General features: G+C 60.6%; 20 protein-coding genes, 3 tRNA genes and 1 pseudogene. 11 read left to right on the top strand and 13 right to left on the bottom strand.

The window, feature by feature from the left end:
• Positions 1-13 precede the first annotated feature (13 nt).
• Together metE and FME68_RS07140 are read right to left on the bottom strand one after the other, a co-directional pair.
• The gene (gene metE, locus FME68_RS07145) at positions 14-2,278 is read right to left on the bottom strand and encodes a 5-methyltetrahydropteroyltriglutamate--homocysteine S-methyltransferase (RefSeq protein ID WP_158396898.1); all 2,265 of its coding nucleotides are present in this window, start codon (positions 2,276-2,278) and stop codon (positions 14-16) included.
• Positions 2,275-3,198 carry a methylenetetrahydrofolate reductase gene (locus tag FME68_RS07140; protein ID WP_070821462.1) on the bottom strand — a complete coding sequence of 308 codons (924 nt, stop codon included), beginning with the start codon at positions 3,196-3,198 and terminating at the stop codon, positions 2,275-2,277. Before FME68_RS07140 ends, metE begins: the two co-directional genes overlap by 4 nt.
• Positions 3,199-3,562: 364 nt before the next feature.
• Here FME68_RS07140 and FME68_RS07135 point away from each other — a divergent pair, with 364 nt between their 5' ends.
• The 4 genes from FME68_RS07135 (at position 3,563) to FME68_RS07120 (ending at position 8,238) form a co-directional block, all read left to right on the top strand.
• Complete coding sequence (locus FME68_RS07135) at positions 3,563-4,405, top strand: hypothetical protein (protein WP_158396896.1); 843 nt, start codon at positions 3,563-3,565, stop codon at positions 4,403-4,405.
• A 166-nt stretch (positions 4,406-4,571) separates the two neighbouring features.
• Positions 4,572-4,775 carry a hypothetical protein gene (locus FME68_RS07130; RefSeq protein ID WP_158396894.1) on the top strand — a complete coding sequence of 68 codons (204 nt, stop codon included), beginning with the start codon at positions 4,572-4,574 and terminating at the stop codon, positions 4,773-4,775.
• A gap of 83 nt (positions 4,776-4,858) precedes the next feature.
• Complete coding sequence (locus tag FME68_RS07125) at positions 4,859-6,433, top strand: ABC transporter transmembrane domain-containing protein (RefSeq protein ID WP_158396892.1); 1,575 nt, start codon at positions 4,859-4,861, stop codon at positions 6,431-6,433.
• On the top strand, positions 6,430-8,238 hold the full coding sequence (locus FME68_RS07120; RefSeq protein ID WP_158396890.1) for an ABC transporter ATP-binding protein: 1,809 nt from the start codon (positions 6,430-6,432) through the stop codon (positions 8,236-8,238). The genes FME68_RS07125 and FME68_RS07120 overlap by 4 nt, the downstream gene beginning before the upstream one ends.
• Before the next feature lie 45 nt (positions 8,239-8,283).
• On the opposite strand, the gene FME68_RS07115 is transcribed toward FME68_RS07120, so the two are convergent.
• A complete protein-coding gene (locus tag FME68_RS07115) occupies positions 8,284-8,526 on the bottom strand; it encodes a ribbon-helix-helix protein, CopG family (RefSeq protein ID WP_102234277.1) in 243 nt (80 codons plus the stop codon).
• 150 nt (positions 8,527-8,676) lie between these two features.
• Here FME68_RS07115 and FME68_RS07110 point away from each other — a divergent pair, with 150 nt between their 5' ends.
• The gene (locus FME68_RS07110) at positions 8,677-9,207 is read left to right on the top strand and encodes a GNAT family N-acetyltransferase (protein ID WP_158396888.1); all 531 of its coding nucleotides are present in this window, start codon (positions 8,677-8,679) and stop codon (positions 9,205-9,207) included.
• Between the two features lie 59 nt (positions 9,208-9,266).
• Here the strand turns inward: FME68_RS07110 and FME68_RS07105 are convergent.
• Positions 9,267-9,339 (bottom strand) — tRNA-Ala (locus tag FME68_RS07105).
• A 187-nt stretch (positions 9,340-9,526) separates the two neighbouring features.
• On the opposite strand from FME68_RS07105, the gene FME68_RS07100 reads away from it, so the two are divergent.
• A complete protein-coding gene (locus FME68_RS07100; protein WP_158396885.1) occupies positions 9,527-10,441 on the top strand; it encodes a polysaccharide deacetylase family protein in 915 nt (304 codons plus the stop codon).
• A gap of 222 nt (positions 10,442-10,663) precedes the next feature.
• Here the strand turns inward: FME68_RS07100 and FME68_RS07095 are convergent, their stop codons facing one another.
• Positions 10,664-12,436, bottom strand: coding sequence for a hypothetical protein (locus tag FME68_RS07095; protein WP_158396883.1), 1,773 nt, complete (start codon positions 12,434-12,436; stop codon positions 10,664-10,666).
• Positions 12,437-13,020: 584 nt separating this feature from the next.
• Here FME68_RS07095 and FME68_RS07090 point away from each other — a divergent pair.
• A pseudogene (locus FME68_RS07090) lies at positions 13,021-14,231 on the top strand (IS1249 family transposase).
• A 151-nt stretch (positions 14,232-14,382) separates the two neighbouring features.
• On the opposite strand, the gene FME68_RS07085 reads toward FME68_RS07090, so the two are convergent.
• The 4 genes from FME68_RS07085 to gyrA form a co-directional block, all read right to left on the bottom strand.
• A tRNA-Ala gene (locus tag FME68_RS07085) sits at positions 14,383-14,455 on the bottom strand.
• Positions 14,456-14,464: 9 nt separating this feature from the next.
• Positions 14,465-14,541, bottom strand: a tRNA-Ile gene (locus FME68_RS07080).
• Between the two features lie 101 nt (positions 14,542-14,642).
• On the bottom strand, positions 14,643-14,990 hold the full coding sequence (locus tag FME68_RS07075; RefSeq protein ID WP_070512874.1) for a DUF3566 domain-containing protein: 348 nt from the start codon (positions 14,988-14,990) through the stop codon (positions 14,643-14,645).
• A gap of 3 nt (positions 14,991-14,993) precedes the next feature.
• On the bottom strand, positions 14,994-17,582 hold the full coding sequence (gyrA, locus tag FME68_RS07070) for a DNA gyrase subunit A (protein ID WP_158396881.1): 2,589 nt from the start codon (positions 17,580-17,582) through the stop codon (positions 14,994-14,996).
• Positions 17,583-17,661: 79 nt separating this feature from the next.
• Between gyrA and FME68_RS07065 the strand changes: the two genes are divergently transcribed.
• The 4 genes from FME68_RS07065 to FME68_RS07050 are packed head-to-tail and all read left to right on the top strand — an operon-like array spanning position 17,662 to position 19,098.
• A complete protein-coding gene (locus FME68_RS07065) occupies positions 17,662-17,883 on the top strand; it encodes a CopG family transcriptional regulator (protein WP_158396879.1) in 222 nt (73 codons plus the stop codon).
• Positions 17,880-18,140, top strand: coding sequence for a cell filamentation protein Fic (locus tag FME68_RS07060; protein WP_158396877.1), 261 nt, complete (start codon positions 17,880-17,882; stop codon positions 18,138-18,140). Before FME68_RS07065 ends, FME68_RS07060 begins: the two co-directional genes overlap by 4 nt.
• 54 nt (positions 18,141-18,194) lie before the next feature.
• Positions 18,195-18,641 (top strand): hypothetical protein, encoded by a 447-nt coding sequence (locus tag FME68_RS07055; protein WP_158396875.1) that lies wholly within the window; start codon positions 18,195-18,197, stop codon positions 18,639-18,641.
• A gap of 10 nt (positions 18,642-18,651) precedes the next feature.
• Positions 18,652-19,098 (top strand): DUF6918 family protein, encoded by a 447-nt coding sequence (locus FME68_RS07050; protein WP_158396873.1) that lies wholly within the window; start codon positions 18,652-18,654, stop codon positions 19,096-19,098.
• Positions 19,099-19,214: 116 nt separating this feature from the next.
• Here the strand turns inward: FME68_RS07050 and gyrB are convergent, their stop codons facing one another.
• From gyrB to dnaN, 4 genes are all read right to left on the bottom strand, one after another.
• Positions 19,215-21,263, bottom strand: a complete 2,049-nt coding sequence (gyrB, locus tag FME68_RS07045; protein ID WP_328287758.1) for a DNA topoisomerase (ATP-hydrolyzing) subunit B — start codon at positions 21,261-21,263, stop codon at positions 19,215-19,217.
• A 129-nt stretch (positions 21,264-21,392) separates the two neighbouring features.
• A complete protein-coding gene (locus tag FME68_RS07040) occupies positions 21,393-21,935 on the bottom strand; it encodes a DciA family protein (RefSeq protein WP_049155655.1) in 543 nt (180 codons plus the stop codon).
• A complete protein-coding gene (recF, locus tag FME68_RS07035; RefSeq protein ID WP_158396871.1) occupies positions 21,928-23,106 on the bottom strand; it encodes a DNA replication/repair protein RecF in 1,179 nt (392 codons plus the stop codon). Before recF ends, FME68_RS07040 begins: the two co-directional genes overlap by 8 nt.
• Positions 23,107-23,111: 5 nt before the next feature.
• Positions 23,112-24,293, bottom strand: coding sequence for a DNA polymerase III subunit beta (gene dnaN, locus FME68_RS07030; RefSeq protein WP_046648700.1), 1,182 nt, complete (start codon positions 24,291-24,293; stop codon positions 23,112-23,114).
• Positions 24,294-24,626 lie beyond the last annotated feature (333 nt).

Below are 24,626 nucleotides of genomic sequence, written 5' to 3'. Positions count from 1 at the left end.
AAGATTTAAACCTCTAGAGGCTAGAGCGGACCTCGTCGCGGGCGAGGACCATATTGCGCAGGGAGGCCTCGGTCTCCTCGTAGCCGCGGGTCTTCAGGCCGCAGTCCGGGTTGACCCACAAGCGCTCCACAGGCACGTTCTTCAGAGCGGCGCGGATGAGCTCGGCCATCTCCGCCACGGACGGGATGCGCGGGGAGTGGATGTCGTAGATGCCCGGGCCGATCTCGGAGTGGAACTTCTCATCGATGTCCTCGAGCAGCTCCATGCGGGAGCGGGCCGCCTCGATGGAGGTGACGTCGGCGTCGAGGCCGGCGACGGCGTCGATGATCTGGCCGAACTCCGAGTAACACAGGTGCGTGTGGATCTGGGTTGCAGGCTTCGCCTGCAACGAAACCACTCGGAAGGAACGCACCGCCCAGTCGAGGTAGGCCTTGCGGTCCTTCTCGCGCAGCGGCAACAGCTCGCGCAGGGCGGGCTCATCGATCTGGATGATGTCGATGCCGGCTTCCTCGAGGTCGCGGACTTCGTCGGCCAGCGCCACGCCGAGCTGGTCGGCGGAGACGGACTGGTGGACATCATCACGCACGAAGGACCAGGCCAGGATGGTCACCGGGCCGGTGAGCATGCCCTTGACGTGCTTCTCGGACAGGGACTGCGCGAACTTCGCCCACTCGGTGGTCATGGCCTTCGGGCGGGAGATGTCGCCGACGACGATTGGCGGACGGGTGCAACGGGAGCCGTAGGACTGGACCCAACCGTTCTCGGTGACGACGAAGCCGTCGAGAAGCTCGGCGAAGTACTGCACCATGTCGTTGCGCTCCGGCTCGCCGTGGACCAGGACGTCCAGGCCCAGGCGCTCCTGCAGCTCGATGACGGACTTCACCTCGTTGCGCAGTGCCTCGGTGTAGTCGGCGTCGGAGAGCTCGCCCTTGCGGTGTGCGGCGCGGGCGGCGCGAATCTCAGCAGTCTGCGGGAAGGAGCCGATGGTGGTGGTCGGCAGCTGCGGCAGGCCGAGGGCCTCCTGTGCCTTGTTGCGCTCGGCGAACTCCGGCTGGCGCTGAACCTGGCCCTCCGGCAGCTGCGCGGTGCGGTCCTGCACTGCCTGGTCGTGGGTGCGGGAGGACTCGGCGCGGGTGCGCACGGCGCGGTCGGCCTGCGCATAGGCCTCCGGGGTGTCCAGCGGGCCGGCGGCGAGTGCGACGACCTCGCGGATCTTCTCATCAGCGAAGGCGAACCAGGTGGCGACGTCCACCGGAAGGGAGGTCTCCGCCTCCACGGTGTGCGGCACGTGCTGGAGGGACACGGAGGTGGTTACGGAAACGCCTTCGCCGAGGCTCTCGAGCTTCTCGCGCAGGTCGCGCAGGTTGGCGGCCCAGACGTTGCGACCGTCGACCAGGCCGGCGGCGAGGTGGGTGGCCTCGGCGAGCTTGGCCACGCGCTCGAGGTAGGAGTTGTCTAGGGCCAGGGTACCGACGGAGAGATCCACCTGGACCGCTTCGGGCTGAAGCTCGGCGATGGCGTCGAGGCCAGCATTGAGGGAACCATAGGGCGTGGTCAGGTAAACCTGCGGGCGCTTCTCCGCGCTCAGGATGCGGCCGTAGGCACTCTTGAGTGCGGCGGCGAGGGTGGAGTCGTCAGCGGCGGCGAGGTCAGCCACGAGGGCTGGCTCGGCGAGCTGGATCCACTCGACGCCGGCGTCGTGAAGCTCAGCCAAGACAGTGAGGTAAGACTCGACTGCCTGATCGAGGTGGTCCAAGGGCTGCTTGGTGGCACCCTCGGCCTGCTTGGACAGTGCCAGCAGGGTCACCGGACCAACGAGGACTGGGCGCACGGTGTGGCCGGCGGCGCGGGCCTCCTCGACGATCTTCAGCACGCGCTGCGGGCGGGCGCTAAAGGCCTGGTCATCGGTGATCTCAGGGACGATGTAGTGGTAGTTGGTGTCGAACCACTTGGTCATCTCCAGCGGCGCGGTGTCCTTGTTACCGCGGGCCAGGGTGAACTCATCATCGAGGCTCTCGCCCTGGGCAGCGCCCACGGTCAGCGCGGTCTCGAGGACGTGGTCGTAGTAGGCGACGTCGGCCGGGATGGCGTAATCCTCAGTGAGGCCCAGCTCCTTGAGGCGGGCGTAGGTGTCGAGGCGCAGGGAGTGCGCGGCGGATTCGAAGGTCTCGGCGTCGATTTTGCCGGACCAGTAGGACTCCAGCGCGCGCTTGAGCTCGCGGTGGGCACCGACTCGTGGGTAGCCCTCAATCGTGGCCTTGGGGAATGGTGCGGTCATGGGGTGACTCCAATTCGATGTAGCAGGTCAGTCGTAATGTCTGGATTGTTGTGCGTGTAGATGTGCAGCCCGTCGGCGCCGGCGTTCATCACCGACTTCGCCAACGAGGCTGTAATCTGCATGCCGATTTCTTTCTCTTCCTCGGGGGAGGTCGCTGCCGCGAGCTGGTCAAGGACCTTGGTCGGCCCGTCCAACCCGGACAGCTGGCACATTCGCTCCACCCGAGCACGGCTAGTCATAGGCATGATCCCGGGGATCAGCGGAATGCGCACACCCGCCAGCCGGGCGCGCTGGGCGAAGCGGACGTAGTCCTCCGCGTCGAAGAAAAGCTGGGTGATGGCGAAGTCTGCGCCGAGGCGCTGCTTGGCCAAAAGGACGTCGATATCCTCGTCCGGCGTCGCGGACTCGGCGTGGCCGTTGGGATAGCAGGCCACGCCCACCGCCAAGCGCCCGGCCGCCAAGCGCGCCACACGGTCGGATTCCCAGCGGCGGATGAGCCGGACCAGGGAATCAGCGTGCGGCAGATGACCTTCGGGCATGCCGCCCTCCGGCAGGTCGCCGCGAAGGGCGAGGAGGCCGCGGACGCCGGCGTCGACCAGCGTGTCGATCCAGCCAACGAGCTCTTCCTCTGTGCCGGCGGTGCAAGCCAGGTGGGCCAAAGGACGCATCGCGGTATCGCGCGAAATCTTCTCAATAAACGCCGCGGTTCCCTCCAGCCACCCGGAGCGCTGGGAGCTGGTGACGGCGATGTAGTCGGGGTTATACGCGGCGAGCGTGGCCAATAAGCGGTCAATCTTGGCGGCGTCCGCATCGTGACGCGGCGGGATCACCTCGAAAGAGAGAGCGGTGCGCTTGAGCTCCTTAGGCGTATCTTCGCTGATTTGGTCTAGTGGCGCGGATGCGGAGAGTCGCGGGGACATGCTCACCTCCTCTGCAGGTTATCGTTGTTTATCGTCGGTGTTGATGTCCCAAAACGTACCAAGCTGTCCATTTCTCGCGAAAGGGTTTTAGTATTGGTGATACCTTTAGAACCCAGTCAGCTGCACCGTTAACGCAAACCCACAATGAATAAAAACCCGCCTCATCCGTACAAAGCTGTCTATTTTCTTTGAACAGCTCGCGGCCTTTGCGCATATGGTGGCGGGACCTGCGCGCCGCCACTACGCTGAAAGGGAGTATCCAGCGCGAACGCGGGCACACCCCGGTTCGGCGCCGACAATCACTCCATAAACAGTTGTCCAACACACATCACCTCAGTATTGACATAAAGGAGCACCTGAGCCCATGAACCCCGCCGCCCTGTCCACAGCCATCAGCGCCACCTCCGCCCTGGTGGAGCGCCTCAAGGAACGCCGCGATGAAAAGGCTCGCGAGGCCTACTCCGTCCTGGAGACCGCCGCCGCCCGCATGGAAGAGCGCGATGGTGATTGGTTCTCGGAGGCCCGTCGCGAAGCGGGTGCCGTAACCAAGGCCGCGCACTCCCGCCTCGAGCGCGCCCTGGAGGAGCTGAAGGAACGCAGCGAAGAAGCCACCGAGAAGCTCTCCGAGGCTGCCGCGGAGGCCCAGGACAAGGCCTCCAAGCAGTGGGAGAAGACCCAGAAGCAGGCGGAAAAGAAGGCCTCCAAGGCCCGCAAGCAGGCTAAAAAGAAGGCTTCCAAGGCCGAAAAGAAGGCCCGCCGCATCAGCGGTAAGGACAAGAAGAAGGGCTCGAAGATCTGGCTGATCTCCGCGCTCGTTGCCGCTCTTGCTGCCATCGGCGGCAGCATCTACTACTTCTTCACCCAGAAGAAGGAGAAGGAGTCCGCCGTCCCGCCGCGCGTCGAAGACTTCTCCTCCCCGTCTGCACCGCAGGGCTCCACTTTGGTCTACACCTCCACCACTGAGGACGATGCCAAGAAGGAGTCCGACCTGGCTGAGGAAGGTGTCGTCGAGCGCGACGAGGAGCTGCTGGGCTCCCTGGATGAGCAGCTGGCCAAGCACCGCGAGGAAGAAACCGCTATTCAGGACGCCGTCGAGACCGAGATCGAGGTCAGCAACGCCGACAAGAAGGATGCCGACACCTCCCGCATCACCGACGACCACGAGTCCGAGGGCAAGCACCGCCTCCACACCGAAGAGGAGAACTAATCCCCCATCCTTGGGGGTGCGTGTTTCGTTGCCTTGATCTCACTCCTTTGCCTGCACGGGCCCGACCTGCTTGAATCGAGGGTTAATCGGCATCGATCGTGAAGGATCGGTGCCCGCGCGCAGTTTTGCGCCGCCACCGTATCAGCAGCAGGCAAGGAGATCAGGAATGAGCTTCGAATCACTCATCGTCAAGCTCAAGAGCGGGGACACCTTCTATTTTCCGGCCGGTGCCGTCAGCGGTGATCCGTCCACCCGCGTGGATAACCTGCGCTTTGCCATCGAAAACGGCACGCAGTTCACCTCCGTCGATGACTACGGCGTCGACCGCGAGTTCAACGGCTACGACGTGGACAACTACCACTTGACTTAAGCCGCGTACCCCATTACAGCGATCCTTCTTTGCTGTAATCTGAATCACCACCTTATGCGCATTGCGCTATAAGATGAGTCCTTATGACTCACTATCCACGCATGCGGACGTGGTCGTGGTACCTCCCCGATGAACCACCTACCGGGGAGGTATCCCTCACTGAGACCACCGACTTCTCTCGGCCCGGCGCCGCCACGTGGCGGATGCTGGGTGCCCAACGCACCGGCGTCATCGGCATCTTCATCGCTACCCTCATCAACGCACCGCTGGGCGCATTAGTCTCGGTCATCATCGGCCACACTACGCAGTATGCCTTTTCCGATCCCTCCTGGCGCACCGTAGCCTTGCCGCTTGCGGCTACCGCGGTCATCCTCTACGTCGCCTATATCTGCGAAGCCACAGCGGATGCTTTCACGGATCTGAGTCAGGCCCGCAGCACCCACACGCTGCGCCTGAACCTGCTGGATAAGCTGCTGGGTGCCTCGACCGCCGGGATTAGCCCCGGCCGGCTGCTCAACACGATGGATGAGGATTCGCATTACATCGGCCAACTCAAGCAGATCCTCAACTTCCCACTCGTCATGGTCGGCTACCTCCTAGGCGCCGTGGTCAGCCTCGCTCCGGTTTCCTGGCAGGTCTCCGCCGCCCTACTGATCGGTGCCCTCGCCACCGCGCTGGCCTCGTGGGCCACCACCAAGCCGCTGACCAAGGTTGCTGCGCGCCGCCGCCAGCTGGAAAACACCGCGTTGTCACTCGCCACGGACTTCGCCCAAGGTTCCCGCGTTATCAAAGGCCTGGGCGCCAAGGACATTGCCCGCCAGCGCTTTTCCGACGCCGCTCACGAAGCCCTAACCACCATGCTCCACGAGGCCAAGCTCTCCTCCCTCATGGCCTGGGTGCGGCAGATGGTCCCCGCCTCCTTCGCGGTGGGCATCCTGGCCTGGACCTCCTGGGAAACCTTCGAAGGCCACATTGCCCCCGGCGGCATGATGGCGATTACCATGCTCGCACCCCCGGCATTGACCGCGCTCGGCGTATCGCTGGGCCTGCTCACCGAGAACTGGGCCAGAGCACGCGCCTCCGTGGAGCGTGTTGGCGAGCTGCTCGGCCAGCTCGATACCACTACTGAGAAGACAACCGGCACGCCCATCGAGCTCTCCCCTGGCCTGCACGTGTGGATGCCCACGACCGCCGCGGGCCGCAGCACCGTGGATTCCTGGGTGCGCTACCTCAACGACAACGGCGCTTTGTGTCCGCCGCACCGCATCTCCGTGCTGGAAGGCACCTTGCAGGACAACGTCGATCCGCTGCGCGCGGCAACCCAAACCCAAACCCACGACGCCCTGCACGCCTCCGCCTGCGAGGACATTGTTATCCGCCTAGGCGGGCTAGGCCCGGGCGGCGAGCTTCCCACCGCACCCATTGGTGAGGCCGGCCTCAACCTCTCCGGCGGCCAGCGCCAGCGCGTCGCCCTGGCCCGCGCACTCGCACTCGATCCCGACGTTCTCGTGCTCGATAACCCCACCACGGGGCTGGATTCGTTGACCCTGGCGGACGTCGCCAAGCGCGTGCGCGAACTGCGCGCCGACAAGACCACCGTGGTAATCACTTCCGCCTCCACGTGGGCCGCCAACGCCGATGAGGTGGTGGAGCTATGAGCAACCACCCCACCACCACAGACCGCGCGGATGCCTTAGCGCCCGCCTCCCCACAGGAGTGCCTGCGTTTTCTGAAGACCCTGCCCAGTGCCCCCAGCAGGCTCGGCATCGTCCTCTTCTTCGGCCTGTTTACTGTCACCGTCATCATGATGAACCTGGTCTCCCAGGTGCTCGGCCGCGTCGTCGACATCATCCAGGGCGTGGAGCTCCCCGTCCTTGGCACGGGACGCACAGCCATGGTCGGCGCACTCATCGTCATCGCGGTGGGCTTCCTCGTGGAGGTCACCGGCCGCACCCTGGGCCGCTACCTGGTCACCTCCACCACCCGCCGACTCTCGGTGGATCTGCGCACCTCAGCACTAGATTCCACCCTCGGTGCCCCCGTGCCGGCCGTCATGGAGCTAGGTACCGGCAACATCATCACGCGCCTGTCCAAGGACATCGACACCGTGGTCATGGCCATCTCCATGATGGGTGACCGCTTGGTGCTCACCCTCTTCATGCTGCCGCTGACCGCGCTCATGATGATCTTCATCCACCCCGCTTATGCGCTGCTCTTCATAGCGGTGAGTTGTCTGCTCTACCCCTTCATCCGCGGCACCATGCGGGATATCCCCGCCATCGCCAACGAGGTCTCCTCGGTGGAGGCCTACCGCAACAACGTGCTGTTGGACACCATCCGCGCACTGGAGACCCTCCGCCAGTTCTCACTCAAAGACTGGGCGCACGCGCGTATGGAGCGCTACTCCTGGGACACGGTACAGGCCTGGGGCGACAAGGTTCCGCTCATCAACCGCATCGTTGGCCAGGGCGCCCTAGCCTTCGCGGTGCTGCTGCTGGGCTCTGTCCTCATGTCTGTGCCCATGGTGATCTGGGGCTGGCTGACCCCTGGTGAGGCCACCGCCGCCGTGCTCTTGGTCATGCGCCTAGAGATCCACGTCTTCAACATCCTCTTCTTCGCCGGTGAGATTCAGCATTCCGTGACCTCCCTCGGCCGCGCCGTCGCCCTGGCCACCCTCGAGGACAGCGCGCACACCAGCGCGAACCAGAAGGACACTCCCCGGCTTAGCGACGCCCCCACCATCACCATCGAGCACCTCTCCTACGCTTACCCCGGTGGGGCGCCAGTGCTTAACGACGTCTCCCTGACCCTCACCGCCGGCACCACCACCGCCCTCGTGGGCACCTCCGGCGCGGGCAAATCCACCCTCGCCTCCCTCGTGGCGGGCCTGCAGTACCCCACAACGGGCACCATCAGCCTCGACGGGATTGATACCGCCACGGTGCCGAATACCTGGATCACCGAGCACGTCGCCCTCATTACTCAGGAAGTCCACCTCTTCTCCGGCACGCTGCGCAGCGACCTGCTGTTGGCGAAACCCGATGCCAGCGATGAGGAACTGTGGCGCGCGCTCAACACCGTGGGCCTCGATGAGAATTCGCGCTGGCTACCCCAAGGCCTGGACACGCTCATCGGCGCCGGCAACGAAGAGATCGGCGCGGAGGCCGAGCAACAGCTCTCACTGGCCCGCATGATCCTGCGCCAACCGCCAGTACTCATCATGGATGAGGCCACCTCCGAGGCCGGCTCTGAGCACGCCGAGGTACTCGAACACGCCGCCAAGGCCGTCACCAAAGACCGCACCTCACTCGTCGTTGCCCACCGCCTGGACCAAGCCCGCGAGGCCGACCGCATCATCGTCATGGAACAAGGCCAGATCGTCGAGGACGGCACTCACGCCGACCTCATCGCTCTGGGCGGGCGCTATGCCTCGGCCTATGCCCAATGGGAGCATGGGAAATAGGTGAGAGCACAGCAAGCAGAACCAGCCAGGGAATAGTCGCGCATCTTATGCGACGATCTGCTTGATTGCCCGTCGAATCAACTCAGACCGGGTCACCTTCTCCTTTGCTGCAACCCGGTCAAGGTTTGTTAACTCTTCCTGCGTCAGCCTTACGGCCACAACTTTGGCAGGCTCAGAACCTCGTCCGGGACGCCCACGCCCTCGCTTTTTCAACTCCTGCGGGTTATAACCTCGCTCGGCTTCAGCGACCCAGGCATCCAATTGCTTATCAGTAACTTTCACAGTCATGGGATTATCGTATAACGAAAAGTTGTCTCTGTCACCGCCTAGAGAGTCACTAGAAAAGTGCAATTGGAACCTCCGCTGACAACGAACCTACGAATCTTCCTCCCCGTCATCGGCTCTTGCCATTCAGCGCAGCTACTTTTAGCCCTTACCATGGAGCTCATGCATCTTCTTTCCCTTACTGAAGCCGACCGCACCTATCTGGCCCGTATCAACTTCCTTGCCGATACTTTCGGCGATGAGCACAAGGAACTCCCTGAAGGTTTCGAGGAAGGTTTTGACTATTACCTCGGCGATTGGGAGCCTTCCCGCGGAGGTTTCATCGCTTGGGACGGCCACGTCCCCGCCGGTGGCGTGTGGCTGAACTGGGGCACGGCTGAACGCCATGGATTTGGACACGTGGCGGAAGGTATCCCGGAGCTCGCCTTGGCCGTGGAGCCCCGCTTCCGGGGCCAGGGTGTTGGCACCCTGCTGATCGACGCCGCCACCGACCTCGCCCGTGAAATGGGCGCCCCGGGGATCTCGCTCTCAGTGGCTAAAGACAACGACCGCGCACATCGCCTCTACCTCCACCTGGGTTTCGAGCCAGTCAGCGAGTGGGACGGCCACATCGTCCTGGTCAAGCGCTTCGACAGCAACGCCAATGCCAAAGACATCGACGAGGCCACATCAGACGAAGACTGAACAGCAAGCAGAAGACCTAGGCAGAAAACCTAAAAGGCGCTCACACAGTGAGCGCCTTGTGGAGCATAGGAGAATCGAACTCCTGACCTTCTGCTTGCAAAGCAGATGCTCTACCAATTGAGCTAATGCCCCAGCAGCTACATAGCGTACTCCTTGTGCGCCCATCTACGAAATCATGACTGGCAGAACAGTCCCCACCAAGCGCGGTAACTTTCGTCACTTTAGTTAACTCACTCCTCATTAGTTGCGTGTCACCTGAGAAAACAACACGCGGAAGAGGGACAATGAGTCGTCTCTGAAACTTTAGTGGAAGGTCGTCATGCGCCGAATACTCCTCCGCTCCGTAGCCGCCCTCACGCTGGCTGCCACCGTTACGGTGCCACAGCAGGCAACTGCCCAACAACTACCCACACTGCCGCAGCCATCCATCCCGCAGCCAACGATTCCGACTGTGCAGGACATGCGCAAAGAAGTAGACCGCATCGAATACGAGGCCTACAAAGCGCTACCCAAGGAGCTACAAGACAATCCCGTCTTTGCAGGTTCCTCACGCCCAGCAACGAAGCAGAGCACCAAACCACGGACAGACATGCCCAACCAAACCGATAAGGATAAATCCCAGTCGGTAGCGGACGAAACCTGCTCCAATTGTGTAGCCATCACGTACGACGATGGCCCAGATGCATTGACGGGCCAGCTTCTCGACACCTTGAAGGCCAAGGACGCCCACGCCAGCTTCATGGTCCTAGCTCCTCATGCCTATGCCCATCCCGAGCTCCTCCGCCGTATGAAGGCGGAAGGCCACACCGTGGGCAACCACACCGACACACACCGCGAGATGAACAAGCTTCCCGCGAATGAGGTTGACGCCGAGATCAAATCAGGTGCCGCTGCCATCGAGGCAGCAACAGGCGAAAGCCCTCATTGGGTGCGACCCCCCTATGGTGCAACAAACCAGACAGTCGCCAACGCGGCCAGGAACAACGGACAAGCGCAAGCCCTATGGAGCGTTGACACCCTAGATTGGAAGGACCGCAACTCCGACCATGTTTGCTCAGCAGCCGTGGACGGCGCCCAAGCAGGCGACATCATTCTCATGCATGACATTCACGCCACGACTGTTGAGGCCGCCCGATGCGTTATTGACGGCCTCCGCGCCAAAGGTTTAGAGCCAGTATCGCTAGACACCCTCATCCCTAACCCCGAACCTGGACGCCAGTACCTCAGCAGGTAGAGCAAAAGTTAACAACCCAAGGTCAGCTCACGCCGTAGGACAAGCTAACACAAGTAGCTTGTCCTACGGCATCTTCTTTGCGTAGATCCGTCTGAGGTCGCAGCCCTCCATATACCCATTTTGGAGTCGTGCTAAAAACAAAGAGAAGCACCCCACCAAGTGGTGGGGTGCTTCCTAAGCTCTGGCTCCGTTAGGGGCGAAGCCGATTCAAGCTAGCTTGAATTAGAAGGGGAGCTTGATGTTCAGAGCCTTAGCAATTGCCGGGAAAGCAGCTGCGATTGCGGCCAGGACACCAGCGACGATACCGAAGATAGCGAGCGGGGTCGGCTTGCCATCGTTGGACAGCTTGTCCTTGATGTCGGAGGACTTGTCGTCCTTGTTGTTGTCGCCGCCCTTGTTGTTGTCGCCGCCCTTGTTGTTGTCGCCGCCCTTGTTGCCGCCAGCCAGGTTCTCGAGGGCGTCAGCAATACGCTGGCGGTCCTTGGCCTCCTGCTCAGCGCGCTCCTTCTCAGCCTTAGCCTGCTCCTCGGCAGCCTTGGAGTCAGCGATGACCTTCTTAACGCCATTGTCAGCGTTCACAACCTGGCGGTAGGCCTCTTCGTACTCGAGGTTGTAGTTGTTCGGTCCGAACCAGAGCTGCTGTGCAGCAACCTTCATTGCCAGGTAGTCGAGGCGCTCCTGGTCAGTGCCACCGTCCCAGACAGCAACCGGGGAGTCGCCGTACGGGCGCTCCGGGTTCACGAAGTTGCCCGGAATCTTCGGGGTCCAGATGCGGTTGCCGTCGAAGTTAGCCTCGTCGGAAGCCCACTCCTTGAAGCCCTTGAAGTCTTGGATCTGCTTCTCGTAGGTCTCCATGTTCTTCTGCTTAGCGATGGAGACGATGCCGGTCTTGTGTGCGATGAGCTCAGCGTAAGCCTCGCGCAGGGTCTTCTGCTCGCCGTTCACAACGACGGTGCCGTTGTCGTTGGACTCACGCAGCTCGAGGACGCGAGCACCGATAGCGAACTCAGCCTCCATGGCGCGCAGGACGCGAACCTGAGCGTGTGCCTGGTCCAGGTAGCCCTGGCGAACCAGGATGTCGGCACCCTGAGCGTTACGGGAAGCCTCGAGGGCAGCCTTGCGAGCCTCTTCCAGCTCTGCACCGTCAGCCTTGAGCTGCTCCAGCAGCATCTCAGCGTCAGCAATCAGCTGCTTGAGGAGCGGGACATAGTCGCGAGTGATGTAGCTATCCTCGCTCTTGTCAGCACCGCGCCAGCCAGCGTAGTCGAGGCGCTCCTTGTAGGTCTTGATGGTGTCTTCGAAGATCTTGATGTTCTTCGCCGGGGTCTTCTGAACGGAGTCGAAGCTCTCCGGATCAATCGGGCTCAGCTTCGGAGCCTGGAGCGCCGGGAGGCCAGACTTATCCTCGTCGTTGACCTTGTTCTCAACCCACTGGTTAGCCTTGTTCAGGTCGCTCTCCAGCAGACCAAGCTTGGACTCGTCCTTGCCGTAGCGCTGGCCGCCGGCGGCGTTGGTAACGGTGTTGTTGTAGTCGAAGGCCTTCTCTTCGTAGTTGGCCCAAGCCTTGTCAGCGCCCTTGTCGTTCTCCAAAGCGTAAGCTACGGAAGCGCGAGCGTCCTGAACGTTCTTCTCAGCCTGTGCGAGCTGCTTGGTAGCCTCGTTGGCTGCAGCCTGGTAAGCCTTGTGGTCTGCCTGCTCGGAGCGGTCGAGACCGTCGGTGTTAGCAGCAGCGGCAGCTTCGTAGAGCTCGCGGAACTGGTTGTTGTTGACAATGTAGTGGTGGGTTGCGCCTACGAGGTCGCGCAGCTGAGCCTCGGTGACATTCTTAGCTTCTACATCCTTACCCAGGGATGCGTCCGGCTCGTTGAAGCCGCCGCCCTGGATGTTGGAAGTGTTGGTGTCCTGAGCGAAAGCCGGGACTGCAACACCGGAGACACCGGTGGCAACTGCGATAGCACCTGCGAGAGCGGCGGTGCGAACACGGTTCTTGAACATGTAATTCCCCTATGAGAGTTGAGGTCGGACTGTGAAAATTATCTTACGATAACCGTCGTGTAGGGCGACGCTAGCAATCGTTCTTCATGAATGATCTTCACATTCTCAACGAGTAGTGCAGCTTTTGTCGCTGCAGCAAGATTATCGAAGTCTGGCGGGTCTTTCCAGTCAAACACAACTTATTTTTAAAGTTTTTCCAACCAGCTGGCGGCGATGTCTTGTATTTTTGCTGGTAGATGACATTGTTTTATACAGAAGTTGAAATTGAAACTATTTCGAACCTTTGTGACAGCTGTGAATGATCTACCCCTATCTGGGTAATAATTACACGAATGTCATTGCACTTGCTAGGGTGTCGGCCCAATTTTCACCCCTTGCTCCCCCTGATACCTGGCACGGGTGAGTTGGATGGGCTTAAGGGACATTTCGTGTGGATAAACCGATACGGATTCCCGGAACAGCCTGGGATAATGCGGTGATCTTGATTTTGGATCGGTTCCAACAGCCCGATCGATGAAATCAACACCGGATAGTCCTAGGTCTGTGATAGGGGGACTGCAGCTGGTGCGGTAAGGCCAATTCCTATGGCTAATAGGAATCGACCGTCGTGTGACATATGCGGGCACGGACTGGTTAAGAACGGCAAAACCGCGGCAGGAACCCAACGCTGGCTGTGTCCTCAGTGCAACGTTCATCGATTAATACCCGCGCACACACCAGCGAGATACGGCACTTCAAAATCTTTATTGACTGGATTCTTTCCGGTGAATCCGCAGACCATTTAGCTAAACGCCTTGGGGTAACAAGGCGGACTTTAACCCGGTGGTTCAAGCTTTTGTGGTTTATCACCGTGCCCACTTCTTCTGACCCCTATCGGGTTTACGACCAGGTCTTTATCGACGGTACCTACTTCCACAAGAAATGCCTGCTGGTCGCCTGCACCAATACACACGTCATCGCCTGGCACTGGTGCTTGCGTGAAAGCTCATACGAGTACCTGAAACTGCTCGACAAAATCGCTCAACCACTCATCGTCACCACCGACGGGGCAGGCGGAGCGTTAAAAGCGCTGCGCATTAAATGGCCCGACGTGAGAATCCAGCGCTGCCTAGTTCACGTCCAGCGCAACACCTTCGCCGACATCAGCCGCAACCCGATTCACCCAGCGCATAAAGCAATCCGGAAACTGGGCTACATGCTCGTCCAGGTACACAACCGTGAAGATGCTGCGCGGTTTACTGCTGCAGTCCACCACACCCGCATCACCTTTGCTGATTGGCTTAAACAGCGCACCTACCGCAGTGCTATACCGGCAGGCCAAGTACCGAAATGGGTCAGCGCTAACCAGAAATGGTGGTACACCCACCGCAACGCCCGCAGGGCTCTAAAACGTTTGGAAAAACTCATCCACGCCGGACAATTATTTACCTTCCTTGACCCGCCTGAAGGTGTCACACAGGATTTAAAAGCCACCACAAACCTGCTAGAAGGCGGCATCAACAAACAACTCAAAGACTTAGCAGGCAATCATCGTGGCATGTTCGATGAGCATCAGCGCATCACCATGGACTGGTGGCTCTACACCCACACCGAAGACCCAGTAGCGCCACTGGAGTTAGCCAAGCAACAAGACTTCGGACGCCAAGGAGAAAAAGCCGCACGCGCAGCCTGGGCAAAAGAAGAACGTAAACGACGCGGCCACCCAGACGGGCGACCTGCCACATTCGACACCGGCATCGACAACGAGTGGAACCCCAGCTTAGGCGTAAGAAAAGGCTGGGCCGGACGCTCCTAAATCCACACGAAATGTCCCTTAGTGCGACACGCCGCAAATCCACACGAAATGTCCCTTAAGCCGTTGGATGAGCCTTCGTGGGGCTTGTGAGGAAAAAGGAAAGACGCCCAGCTTCGTTTTCGTCGCTGAGCGTCTTTCCGTATTTATATTGTGGAGCATAGGAGAATCGAACTCCTGACCTTCTGCTTGCAAAGCAGATGCTCTACCAATTGAGCTAATGCCCCATTGTTCCGTGGTGGGCCTAGCTGGAATCGAACCAGCGACCTCATCGTTATCAGCGATGCGCTCTAACCGACTGAGCTATAGGCCCTTGACCGGAACGAGTAGTTACTCTACATAGGACCGGCGATTTATTACAAATCGCCTGGTCATATGCAGTATTTGAAGCGGTTTTTACTTCTCTTTGTTTCGCTATTGATGCGGCTCATCTTGCAGGCGGATCTTGAATCCACCGAAGACGTCCACGATGGCGTTATATATAACAGCCATGAGTGGCGCCAAGATCGTCATCAGGACGGCGATAATGGCGCCGAACAGAGCGGCTGCAGAGACGACCAATCCGAAGGAGACCTCAAAACCGCCACCGACACCGCCGACGAGGCTGTTGAGGGAATCCCAGATACCTGCCTGGTCAAGGCCGATGTACAGCAGGCACACGGCGATGATCCAGGCCACGAGGCCGACGAGGGACATGGCCAAGCCAACGCGGAACGCCGACATGGGCGAAATCCGGGCTAGGTGAAGCTCTCGTCCAATCATGGGTTACTCCTCGTCCTTATCGGTGTCCTTATCTTCGCCCTTTTCCTGCTTGGAGTTCTCTCCAAGCTTGAGGTGCTCGGGCTTGACGTCCTCGACGGTCTTTTCACCCTTGGCCACTGCCTGGGCGTCCTCCTCGCCGTCGTCCTCCACATTGCGGTCGATGGCCAGCAGCTCGACATCGTCAGCCAAGTTAACCAAGCGCACGCCCATGGTGGCACGGGAGCTCGGGCGAATCTGGTTGACCTCGGTGCGGACAACGCCGCCAGCAGAGGTAATCGCGAAGATCTCGTCGTCTTCGTCCACAGAGATTGCTGCAATGAGCTTGCCGCGCTTCGGGGTGTACTTGAAGGTCATCACGCCAAGGCCACCGCGGCCCTGCGGGGTGTACTCCTCAATGGCGGTGCGCTTGCCGTAACCACCAGAGGTAGCCACCAAGAGGAACTGGCCATCGCTGACCACAGACATGGACAACAGCTGGTCGTCGCCGCGGAAGCGCATTCCCTTCACACCAGCGGTAGCGCGGCCCATCGGGCGCAGCTGGTCATCGTCCGCAGTGAAGCGGATGGCCTGGCCCTGCTCAGAGGTGAGCAGGATGTCATCGCCTTCGTTGACGAGCTGTGCACCGATGAGCGCATCGCCCTCGTTGAGGTTGATGGCGATTAGCCCGGCGGAACGTGCGGACTCGTAATCGGTCAGGCGGGACTTCTTCACGCGGCCCTGCTGGGTAGCAAGGACTAGGTATGGAGCGTCCTCGTAGGACTGAATCTGAATGACCTGGGCAATCTTTTCTTCCGGCTGGAACTCCAGCAGGTTGGCCACGTGCTGGCCGCGAGCGGTGCGACCCGCCTCCGGGAGTTCGTAGGCCTTGAGGCGGTAGACGCGGCCGAAGTTGGTGAAGAACAGGATCCAGTCGTGCGTGGAACAGACGAAGAAGTTCTTCACAATATCGTCCTGCTTGAGCTCCGCGCCGCGCACGCCCTTGCCGCCGCGCTTCTGTGCCTTATAGGCATCCACCTTGGTGCGCTTGGCGTAACCGGTAGCGGTAATAGTAACCACGACGTTCTCACGGGCGATGAGGTCCTCATCGCTGACGTCGCCGGAGGCGGCGACAATCTGGGTGCGACGCTCATCGCCGTATTTCTCGACGATTTCCTCCAGCTCATCGTGGACGATCTGACGCTGACGCTCGTCGCGAGCGAGGATGTCTTTCAGGTCCTCGATGATCTCCTCGATCTCGGCCAACTCATCGATGATCTTCTGGCGCTCCAGGGCAGCCAGGCGACGCAGACGCATAGCCAGGATGGCATCGGCCTGGATCTCGTCGACGCCGAGAAGCTGCATCAGGCCCTCGCGTGCCTCCTCCACCGTCGGGGAGCGGCGGATGAGCGCGATGACCTCATCGAGCATGTCGAGCGCCTTGACCAGACCGCGCAGGATGTGGGCGCGCTTCTCGGCCTCATCGAGGCGGAACTGGGTACGGCGGACGATGACCTCGATCTGGTGAGCCACGTAGTAGCTCAGCATTTGGTCCAAGCGCAGGGTGCGCGGCACGCCATCCACGATGGAAAGCATGTTGGCGCCGAAAGAGGTCTGCAGCTGGGAATGCTTGTACAGGTTATTAAGGACAACGCGGGCTACAGCGTCACGCTTGAGGGTGACAACGATGCGCATGCCCACACGGTCGGAGGACTCATCCTCAATCTTGGCAATGCCGGCGATCTTGCCGTTGACCACAGACTCCGCGATATTGGAGATCATGTTGTCCGGGTTGACCTGGTAGGGCAGCTCAGTGATAACGATGGTCTGGCGGTTGCCCACCTCCTCAATGGAGGTCACGCCGCGCATACGGATGGAGCCGCGGCCGGTGGTGTAGGCATCCTTGATGCCCTGGTCACCCACAATAAGACCCGCGGTGGGGAAATCTGGGCCCTTAACGCGTTCCATGCAGGCTGCCAAGGCTTCTTCCTCAGAAGCATTCGGGTTATCAAGCAGCCAGTAGATGGCATCCGCCAGCTCGTTGAGGTTGTGCGGCGGAATGTTGGTGGCCATACCGACGGCGATACCGCCGGAGCCGTTCATCAGCAGGTTCGGAACGCGGGAGGGCAGGATGGTCGGTTCCTGCGTCTTACCGTCGTAGTTCGGGGCGAAGTCGACGGTGTTTTCGCGGATGTCGCGGACCATCTCCATGGCCAAGGGCGTCATGCGGCACTCCGTATAACGCATAGCTGCCGGGCCGTCATTACCACGGGAGCCGAAGTTACCTTGGCCGTCGACCAGCGGATAGCGCATGTTCCACGGCTGGGCGAGGCGCACGAGGGTGTCGTAGATAGCAACGTCACCGTGCGGGTGGAACTGGCCCATCGTGTCCGAGACCGGGCGGGCGGACTTTACGTAGCCACGGTCCGGCCGGTAGCCGGAGTCATACATGGCGTAAAGGATGCGGCGGTGAACCGGCTTGAGGCCGTCGCGCACCTCTGGCAGGGCGCGGCCGACGATGACGGACATGGCGTAGTCGATGTAGCTCGACTCCATCTCCTCATTGATGTCAATTGGTTGGATGCGATCGAAAAGATCACCGTTGTTATCACTCATGAGGCCCTATCTTACCGTTTAGGGCTGTCTGAGACGGTTTCTGGCGCGGCAGTGGTATCACAGTGATACCATTTCTACCATGGCTATGACACTGCGCCTGACCCCAGAGCAAGACCACGCGCTGACCTTGTTGGCTTCTGCGCAAGGTACTTCCAAGCACGAGGCGGTGGTCCGCGCCGTCGTCGCGGCGGCCGCACGGACCTTGTCGGATGCTGAGGTACAGGACACCGCACGCCGGCTGCTGCCCGGACGTTCGGAGTTGGAGGCGGAAATCCGCCAAGCCCGGGGCTCGCGCAAATGAGTGTTGAGCAACTGGTTGTGATCGCGCGGGAGTTTTGCCGGGTATATCGCGTGCGGATAACCAACTTCGCCGCCCTAGCCGCTGCCGCCGCCGCGAGCACGGCGAGCATCGAGGGAATTGCCGTGCACGGCAGCCGCGCTGCAGCGGCACACTCGCTGGAGACGGTCTTGCGCTCAGTGCCCGCGCTGAATGGAAAGAATGAAGAATTCGCGCGATTGTGCGCGCAGGTCTATCTTTCTGTTGCAGAAGTTATGTAAGTTAAACAAGATAAGGAAGTCTCCCTCCCCTATCTTTCGAGAAAGGAATCCCCTATGTCCTCTGTGTCTTTGAAGAAGTTCCTCGCTGCCAGCGTTGTGGCCACCACCCTCACCACTGCCATCGCCCCCGCCGCGAGCGCTGAGACCGCAGACGATTCCTGGAAGAAGAACGTCAACCCCGACTTCGAGCAGGGCGAAGCCGGCTCCTCCCTGACTGGCTCCACGCCCATCGACATGACGCTCATCATCGGCGGTTCCATCGCTGCTGCGATGGCGCTGCTCAAGCTCGTCGTGGACAACAACCCAGCTCTGCGCGCTCAGGCAGACGAGTTCGCCGCCCAAATCGGCATGGCAGGCTCCTCAGGTTCTTCCGAGCACAACCGTCTTTACGAAGGTGGGCTCGACTTCGACCTCGAGCGCCTCGCCCGCACCAATGGTTTCCCGGAGATTGCTGACCAGCTTGCCGCGCTCAAGGCAGGCTCCAGCGCCCCGGCACAGTAAGCTCGCCTGTATGACAAACCTCTCCCAACTCCTCCAGTCCCCTACCCGCAACGCCGTGGTGGCGGACTTGTCCACAGCAGCAGACGATGCCGTAGCATCCCTCACCGGTATCACCGGCATGGCCTTCAAAGGCGCCTTGGTGGCCGCAAAGAAGGCGGACTCCAAGGTTCTGTCGAAGGGAATCAACCAGATGCTGCCGGAGCTGCTCAACAGCCTGGATTCCTACTGGAAGGAATTTGAAGGCTCTGAGCAGTCCGATTTTGGCACCTACCTCGACGGGCGCAGCGGCGAAGTTACAGAGGCCCTTATGTCTGCAGCTGATAATTCCGCCGAAGACATTAAAGCCCCCGGCATTGCGCGCACCTACAAGTCCCTGCGCGGCAAGGCCTCGTCCATTGTGGAACCCCACGTGGCGACCATCGGCCGCGTTCTGCAGCGCCACATGGATACCGTATAAGTGGATTAGCTATCCGGGCCCAGGCCCCGAAGAACAAAAGACCAGCACCTCTTTCTGAGGGCTGGTCTTTTTCTTGCTTTCTCTTGTTCCCCTGTGGGCTCGTGCTCTGAGATGCCTTAGACGTCGAGGAAGCGAACGTCCTTCGCACGGCGGGTAATGAAGGAGCGGCGAGCGGCCACGTCATCACCCATCAGGATGGAGAAGAGCTCATCGGCGCGCTGCGCATCTTCCAGATCCACGCGGCGCAGGACGCGGGTGGTCGGATCCAAGGTGGTTTCCCACAGCTCGGCAGCGTTCATCTCACCCAGACCCTTGTAGCGCTGGATGCCGTCGTCCTTGTTGATTTTGCGGCCCTCTTCCAGGCCCTCAGCCAGCAGCTTGTCGCGCTCAGCATCGGAGAAGGCGTAGCCCGGTTGGCCCTTGGCCCACTTCAGCTTGTACAGCGGCGGATTCGCCAGGTAGACGTGACCATCCTCGACCAGCTGCGGCATGAAGCGGAAAAGCAGGGTCAGAAGCAGCGTGGCGATGTGCTGGCCGTCCACGTCGGCATCGGCCATGAGCACGATCTTGTCGTAGCGCAGCTTCGAAATGTCGAATTCTTCGTGGATACCGGTGCCCAGAGCGGTGATGATGGCCTGGACCTCAGCGTTCTTGAGAACCTTGTCCATGCGGGCCTTTTCCACGTTGAGGATCTTACCGCGCAGCGGCAGGATGGCCTGGAACATGGAATCGCGGCCGCCCTTCGCGGAACCACCTGCGGAGTCACCCTCCACGATGTAAAGCTCAGAAAGCTTCGAATCCTTGGAGCGGCAATCCGCCAGCTTGCCGGGCAGGCCGCCGAGGTCGCCGGCTGACTTGCGGCGAACCAGCTCACGTGCCTTACGCGCGGCTACGCGGGCGTGCGCGGAGGACACGGCCTTGTTGATAATGACCTTGGCCTCAGCCGGGTTAGCGTCGAACCAATCGTTGAGATGCTCGTTGACGGAGCGCTGGACAAAGCCGCGGATCTCAGAGTTACCGAGCTTGGTCTTGGTCTGGCCCTCGAACTGCGGATCCGCTACCTTCACGGAAATAACGGCAGCAAGGCCTTCACGGCAGTCTTCACCGGAGAGGTTGCCGTCCTTTTCCTTGAGGAGCTTGTGCTCCTTGGCGTAGCGGTTCATCAAGGTGGTCAGCGCTGCGCGGAAGCCTTCCTCGTGCGTACCACCTTCATGGGTGTTGATGGTGTTGGCAAAAGTATGGACGGATTCCTTGTAGCCCTGGTTCCACTGTAGAGCGATTTCGACCTCGTGGTCCTCACCCTTGGCGTCGAAGGCAACGATGGTGGGGTGAATGGAGGTCTTGTTCTTGTTGAGGTGCTCAACGTAGTCCTGCAGGCCATTTGGGTAGTGGTAAGTGACTTCCTTCTTCTTCTTAGAAGTCTTGTCCTCGCCGTCCTCACCCTCCTTGGCGGACTTATCCTTATCATCGAGGGAACTCAGGCTGACGGCAGCGTCGCCTGCCTCGGCGATCTCTTCAAGCTCGGCCTGCTCCTTGGAGATCGCGCGCTCGTCACGCAGCACAATGGTCAGGCCCTTGTTCAGGAAGGCCATCTCCTGCAGGCGGCGAGCGATGGTGTCGTAGTTAAACTCAACGGTTTCGAAGATCTCCGGATCCGGCCAGAAGCGGATGGTGGAGCCGGTACCGCGAGCATTATCGCCTTCAACGAGTTCCTCGGGAATAGCGTTGTTGAAGTTCTGGTACCAGTGCTTTCCATTGCGCTTGATGTCCGCTTCGACACGGGTGGACAGGGCGTTGACCACAGAGATACCCACGCCGTGGAGACCACCGGATACGGCATAAGATTCAGAGTCGAACTTACCGCCGGCATGCAGCTGGGTCATAACCACCTGGACGGTAGGGATACCGGAGGCGTGCATTTCGACCGGGATACCACGGCCGTTATCGATAACCTCGATGCCCCCGTCCTCACGGAGGGTGACAATGACCTTGTCGGCATAGCCCGCCATTGCCTCATCGACGGAGTTGTCGACGATCTCCCAGATCAGGTGGTGCAGGCCGCGGGCACCGGTGGAACCGATGTACATACCGGGGCGCTTACGGACGGCCTCAAGGCCCTCCAGAATCGTAATTGACCCCGCATCATATGCGTGTTGTTCAGCCACGGATTCGTGTACTCCTTTTGGCTAGAGCTAAATCTAAGACTTTAGCCATTCTACACTGTGTCCCCCCACGCGAGGACACTGCACGCCCGTGAGAGCCCCAAATTTGCGTGAATTTCGCGATCGCCCCGATCAGCCGTACGTATCCTGTGAACCTTGCGGCTTGACCCATTGGCGGCCCTCATAGTTGCGGTGCTGCTTGGGGCCCTGAATGTGGAGCTTAACCACCACGTCCGGGCCCAGGCGGTCGGCGATCTTTTGCAAGATGGGCCGCTGCAGGTAGCGCAGCTCAGTGGCCCAGCTGGAGGAATCGCACGCCACGTAAACAACCTGCTCCTTGATGTTCAGCGGCTGAGTATGCGCGGCGATGCGTTCACCCACGAGGTTTTCCCAATTGCCCATGACCCAGCCATGAGCTAATTCGTGCTCCCAGCCGCGCTTGCCAATCTCGCGTTGGATCTGCGCGCCCAGGCTAGGGATGTCGAGGCTCCGGCGCCGGCGGCGACCGTCGGGTCCACTCGGCCGCCCGCGCCGAAAAGGCTTCGGCTGCTGTTCTTGTGACGTTGGCGCCAGGTTCATCTTGGGGGCCGGTTTATTGAACTTCGGCGGGTTCTTGGAATTACTCCGCGTGCGCTCAAAGAGCGCTTTGACCGGATCAAATTCCTGCTCAGTCATCGCTTTCACCGCCCGCATCGTACGGTGCGACCTCTGATACCCGGCCCTCGTCGGTATCGCGCACGCTGACGGTGAAGCGCTCAATGGGCTGCAGGTTGCCGGGCAAATCCTCATCCACCGCCGCGGTGATGAGTACCTGTTCCGCACCTGCGGCGAGATGGACGAGCTTCTCGCGGCGCTTGGCATCGAGTTCAGCGAAGACATCGTCGAGGATGAGGATCGGATCAGTGCCATCCTGGCGCAGCAGGTTGAACTCCGCTAGGCGCAAGGAGATGGCATAAGACCAAGTCTCACCGTGGCTGGCAAAGCCCTTAGCGGGACTCGTCCCCAGGTTGAGCACAAGGTCATCGCGGTGCGGGCCAACGAGCGAGATGCCACGCTCGATCTCGCGCTGGCGTTTATTTGCTAGCTCGGTGAGCATCATGGCCTCGATAACCTCGCGGTCGGAGGTATCCACCGTGGACTTGTACTCGATGGCCGCCGGGCGCGATTCCGGGGCCAGGCCGGCATAGGCGGCGGGGATGAGCTCGCGGAGTTCGTCGACAAGCGCCAGGCGTGCCTGGATCACCTTCGCGCCGAGCGAAGACAACTGCGTATCCCACACGTCGAGGGTTGCCAGCGCTGAGGCGCCGTCGCTGTCGTTGTAGCCGCGGCGCAGGCTCGGTGACGCCGACTTCAACAGCGCGTTGCGCTGCTTGAGCACCTTGTCATAGTCGGCCTTGATACCCGCCAGGCGCGGAGTGCGGGAGGCAATGATGTCATCCAAATACTGGCGGCGCGTTGCCGGTTCGCCCCGCACGAGAGATAAATCCTCCGGGGAAAAGAGCACGGTTTGCACCACGCCGAGCAGCTCCCGCGGGGATTTCAGGCGCGTGCGGTTGATCTGCGCTTGGTTAGCTGCATGGGGTTTGATGAGCAGGTGCGCGGTGAGCTCGCGCCCCTGGTTGACCGCCGTGGCGGAAATGCGGGCGTTGGTTGCGCCGTGGCGCACGAGGGGGGCGTCGTGGGCGACGCGGTGCGAGGACAGGTGGGCAACATAGCCGATGGCTTCGACGATATTGGTCTTGCCAAAACCGTTGCGGCCGATAAAAAGGGTAATCCCCGGTTGCAGCCTGAGAGTGAGCTCGGGCCAGGAGCGAAAGTCCCTGACATCGAGATCGCGAATAAACATATGGCCTAGCCCGGCAAGCGCACTGGCATCAGCAGGTAGGTGAAGTCAGTCTCCGGGGTGGGGAAAGAGCCATCCTCGTTGGCCTCCGGCAGCTCCTCCGGCTCCGGAATCATAATCGCCGGGCGCGAGGGCTCGGTAAAGCCGAAGACCACGCGGTCCGTGTGGACCACGGCCAAACCATCCTTGAGGTAGGACGGGTTAAACGCAATGACGAAGTTGTCGCGGCCGTTGAAAGCACAGGGCAGGGACTCGCTTGCGCGGCCGGAATCGGCGCCGGCGGCCAAGGTCACTTCACCTTCGCTGAACTCCATGCGGATCTGAGCGTTGCGGTCCGTCAGCAGGGATACGCGGCGGATGGCTTCCTGCAGCGGTGCGACCTCAATGCTGGCCATGGCCGTGTGGGTCTTCGGCAGCAGGGGTGCCACATTCGGGAAATCTGCATCGAGCATGCGCGTGGTGGTCTCGCGGTTATCGGCATGCAGGCCGAATAAACCTTCCGCAGCGATGTTCTCACCCGTGCCTACGGCGATCTCCACCGGGATGTTGAGGTGTGTGTCGAGGGAGCGGCCGGTCTCCTGCAGCGTCTTTGCCGGGACGAGGAGCTTGGCCTCCACGTCGGGGGATACCGGATCCCACTCGAAGGTGCGCATGGCCAGGCGGAAGCGGTCCGTCGCCGTCATCTGCACGTGGGAGCCATTGATATCGATGTGCACGCCGGTGAGCATGGGCAGGGTGTCATCCTTGCCGGCAGCGGCGACAACTTGGCTGATGGCTTCCACGAAAAGCTGCGGGTTGATCGTGCCGGTGACCTCCGGAAGGACCGGCAACTGCGGGTAATCATCCAGCGGGATGAGCGGCAGCTCGAAGCGGGAGGAACCACAAACCAAGAGAACCTTGTTGTCCTCCTGCGTCATCTCAATTTCCTTGTTGGGCAAGGAAGCGACGATGTCAGAGAGCAACTTACCGGCCACCGCGATACGTCCCGGCTCATCCACCATGCCGGCGATGCGCACGCGAGTCGACACCTCGTAGTCGAAGCCCGTGAATTCCAAACCATTGTCATCCGCGGTGATCAGCATGGCGCGCAGTACTGGTTGGGTGACCTTCGAAGGAAGGCTGCGCGCGACCCACGCTACGGCGTTAGCGAGATCATCTTTGGCAACGCGAAATGACACGGACTGCTCCATGATGGTGAGACGCTCCTCTAGTTCCGGATGGAAGATTCTTGCAAGCTCACTCCAACTTACAGGATCAGCACCGAACCACAGGAGTTTTGTCATTCGCCTCTTCGGCCCTCGATGAGACCGTGCGGCCAGGCTGGGCGCCGGCGAATCACACACATCCTTTTTCTTCTTAGTTAGGGAGAAAACAAAATAGGAGTAGTAATAAGCGCTGTGGGATCTGTGGACAACCCAGCAAAGGCCAAGCTCTCAGCCGCGAACCGATCTGTGAGTGAGGGTGTGGGATCACTGTGATCAAATGACAAGAAATGTGAGTAACTCGGTCGGGGCCGAAGTTAT

The organism is Corynebacterium hiratae, from assembly GCF_009708045.1.
Lineage (GTDB): Bacteria > Actinomycetota > Actinomycetes > Mycobacteriales > Mycobacteriaceae > Corynebacterium > Corynebacterium hiratae.
The sequence above is the reverse complement of the archived record's forward strand: the minus strand, read 5'-3'. Positions and strand labels throughout refer to the sequence as shown.